Origin of the sequence: Saccharopolyspora sp., assembly GCF_017434145.1 — a bacterium.
GTDB classification, from domain to species: domain Bacteria; phylum Actinomycetota; class Actinomycetes; order Mycobacteriales; family Pseudonocardiaceae; genus Saccharopolyspora_C; species Saccharopolyspora_C galaxeae.
Map to the genome: position 1 here is coordinate 1 of NZ_JAFRFW010000805.1, position 2,620 is coordinate 2,620.

General features: G+C 71.0%; 4 protein-coding genes. All 4 read right to left on the minus strand.

Annotation, left to right across the window (positions count from 1 at the left end; genetic code table 11):
- The coding region (locus IJH84_RS21855) for a cation-translocating P-type ATPase (protein ID WP_295148386.1) at window positions 1-1,146 on the minus strand (1,146 nt) is incomplete at its 3' end.
- Between the two features lie 121 nt (window positions 1,147-1,267).
- Window positions 1,268-1,471, minus strand: coding sequence for a heavy-metal-associated domain-containing protein (locus IJH84_RS21860; RefSeq protein ID WP_200070842.1), 204 nt, complete (start codon window positions 1,469-1,471; stop codon window positions 1,268-1,270).
- Window positions 1,472-1,497: 26 nt separating this feature from the next.
- Window positions 1,498-1,779 carry a metal-sensitive transcriptional regulator gene (locus tag IJH84_RS21865; protein WP_295148390.1) on the minus strand — a complete coding sequence of 94 codons (282 nt, stop codon included), beginning with the start codon at window positions 1,777-1,779 and terminating at the stop codon, window positions 1,498-1,500.
- A 137-nt stretch (window positions 1,780-1,916) separates the two neighbouring features.
- Window positions 1,917-2,620, minus strand: a 704-nt coding sequence (locus IJH84_RS21870; protein ID WP_295148391.1) for an MFS transporter, incomplete at its 5' end; no start/stop codon positions are given.

The following is a 2,620-nucleotide window of genomic DNA, read 5'->3' on the forward strand; positions in this document are numbered from 1 at the left end:
GGTGAACGCGGCGCTCGCCCCGCCACCGGCGATCAGCCACCCGGCCAGGGTGAGCACCGCGAGCGCGATCACGATCGGCACGAAGACCGCCGAGATCCGGTCGGCGAGCCGCTGCACCGCGGCCTTGCCCGCCTGCGCGGCCTCCACCAGGCGCGCCATCTGCGCGAGCTGGGTGTCCGAGCCCACCCGGGTCGCGCGCACCACCAGCCGCCCGCCCGAGTTCACCGTTGCGCCCGCGACGGAATCGCCGACGCCGACTTCGACCGGTGCGGACTCGCCGGTGAGCATGCTGGCGTCCACCGCCGAACCGCCCTCCTCGACGGTGCCGTCGGTGGCGATCTTCTCGCCGGGCCGCACCACGAACAGGTCCCCGGTGGCGAGCTGCTCGGTCGGGATGCGCTGTTCGCGCCCGTCGCGCAACACCGCGACGTCCTTCGCGCCGAGTTCCAGCAGCGCCCGCAGCGCGGCACCGGCGCGGCGCTTGGAGCGGGCTTCGAAGTACCGCCCGGCGAGGATGAACGTGGTCACCCCGGCGGCCACTTCGAGGTAGATCGAGCCGGCGCCGTCGGCGGGCCGCACGCCGAACTCGAATCCGTGCGTCATGCCGGGCATTCCGGCGCTGCCGAACACCAGCGCGTAGATCGACCACAGGAACGCCGCCAGCGTGCCCATCGACACCAGCGTGTCCATCGTGACCGCGCCGTGGCGCAGGTTCGTCCACGCCGCGCGGTGGAACGGCGCACCCCCGGAGATCACCACCGGGGCGGCGAGCGCGAGGGAAATCCACTGCCAGTAGGTGAATTGCAACGCCGGAACCATCGCGAGCACGATCACCGGCACGGACAACACCAGGGCAGTGATCAACCGGTCGCGCAGCGCGCGGGTGCCGTCGTCCTGTTCGGACTCGCCCGCGCCGCCGGAGTCCGGCAGCTGCGCCGTGTAGCCGGCGGCCTCGACCTGTTCGACCAGCTGCTGCGGCGCGACGCCGTCCGGGAAGGTCACGGTCGCCTTCTCGGTGGCGTAGTTGACCGCTGCGGTCACCCCGTCCAGCTTGCCGAGCTTGCGCTCCACCCGGTTCGCGCACGAAGCGCAGGTCATGCCGCCGATGGCCAGCTCGATCGACTGCCCTGCCGGTGCGGTGCTCATCGCGATCTCCCGATTCTTCGCCTGCTGCGTGCGGTGCCGGACGAGTTCCCCTCCGGTCGGAACCGGCGCCGGTCGAGCAGGACCGGCGCCGCCGATCGGGCCGCGGTGTCCGAACCCGGGCTCAAGCCAGCGCGTAGCCCGCTTCTTCCACGGCGCCGCGCACGTCCGCGTCGGCGAGCGGCTGCGCGCTGGTCACCGTCACCGCGCCGGTCTGCACGTCGACCGCGACGTCGGAGACGCCGGCGAGCTCGCTGAGCTCCTCGGTCACCGAACGCGCGCAGTGCTCGCAGGTCATGCCGGTCACGGTGTAGGTCAACTCGGTCATCGGGGTCCTTTCGCGGAGTCGGCGGTTCAGGAGCGCACGAGCCGGGCGATCGCGTCGCCGGCTTCCCGCACCTTCTCGTCGGCGGCGTCGCCGCCCTCGGTCAGCGCCTCTGCCACGCAGTGGCGCAGGTGCTCGTCGAGCAGTCCGAGCGCCACCGATTGCAGGGCCTTGGTGGTCGCGCTGACCTGGGTGAGCACGTCGATGCAGTACTCGTCGTCCTCGATCATCCTGGCGAGGCCCCGCACCTGTCCCTCGATGCGGCGCAGTCGCTTCGCGTACGCCTCTTTGTCCGGCGTGTAACCGTGCACCGCTTCCTCCTCGCAGTCCGATGCGGAGCCTTCGCCACACATATACCCCTAGGGGGTAAGGGTGTCAACGCGCCAAGATTTCGGAGCGAACGGACCGTTCGTCCAATCTATTGGGACGAACAGGCCGTTCACTCCGGTCAGGACGCGGTGTTGACGGTCTCCAGGGGACGGCCGGTGGCGCGCGGGCCGAACAGGCCGATGTCCAGCGTCACAGCGATCATCGCCGCGGCCACGACCGCGAACAGCACCCCGGCGCCCTGCGCCTGCAGCAGCGGAACCAGCACGAACGGCATCGCGCCGGTGGTCAGCCGGGACAGCGAATACGTCCAGGACGCCGCGGTCGCGCGGATGTGCGTCGGGAAGATCTCCGCCTGGTAGATGTGGAAGGCGTTGGAGAAAACGTTGCTGGCCGCGGTGTAGCCGAACCCGAGCAGCAGGATCAGCGCGGTCGAACCGGCCAGCCCGAACCCGAGCCCCAGCACGACCATCGCCATCGCCGAGCCCATCACCAGGTGCTTGCGCTCCACCCGCTCGACGAACGGCAGCGACAGCGCCGAGCCCACCGGGTAGCCGACGAACGTCAGCGCGCTGAACAGCAGCGAGTCGGTGACCTGGTAGCCCTTCGCGGCCAGCACCATCGGCACCATCGTGCCGAAGCCGTAGTAGCCCACCGTCTGCAGCACCTGGAAGACCGCCATCATCGCGGTGCGCTTGCCGTACGGTGCGGCGACCAGGTCGCGCAACCCGCTGGACGGGGCGGTGACCGCACGATCCGGCTCGGCAGGGCCCGGCTCCGGCAGCGCCGCCCCGGCGGCTCGGGCCTCCCGCTCGAAGTCGGTGA

Bases quoted from the DNA above. Each gene is read 5' to 3' on its own strand.
- IJH84_RS21860 (WP_200070842.1), bottom strand. From the start codon at position 1,471: ATGACCGAGTTGACCTACACCGTGACCGGCATGACCTGCGAGCACTGC.